We start from the raw sequence: 278 nt of genomic DNA, 5'->3' as shown, positions 1-278 counted from the left end.
GCGTTCGACCTTGATGACCCGGGCACCGAGGTCGGCCAGTTGGCGCGTGCAAAATGGCGCGGCAATCGCGTGTTCCAGGCTGACGACGGTGATGCCGTCCAGCGGTCGTTGTTCAGTCATGACAAATCCCTCAAAGCCAATGGGCCATGGACGCGGTAGTGCGCAGGTTCCATACCTGCTCGATCAGGCGGTTGGCCTGGGCCGGGGTGCGGGCGCCGCTGAAGTGGGCCAGGCGCTGGAATTTATCCGCCAGTTCGGCCCGACTCAGGGTGTTGCCC

1 protein-coding gene is annotated in these 278 nt (G+C 64.4%); it reads right to left on the bottom strand.

What is annotated here, in order from left to right; all coding sequences use genetic code 11:
- Nucleotides 1–120, bottom strand: a 120-nt coding sequence (locus tag AAEY79_RS14690; protein WP_352289064.1) for a CoA transferase, incomplete at its 3' end; no start/stop codon positions are given.
- Nucleotides 121–278 lie beyond the last annotated feature (158 nt).

This window comes from Psychrobacter sp. GW64-MNA-CIBAN-0177, assembly GCF_040309585.1.
Lineage (GTDB): Bacteria > Pseudomonadota > Gammaproteobacteria > Pseudomonadales > Moraxellaceae > Psychrobacter > Psychrobacter okhotskensis.
The sequence above is the reverse complement of the archived record's forward strand: the minus strand, read 5'-3'. Positions and strand labels throughout refer to the sequence as shown.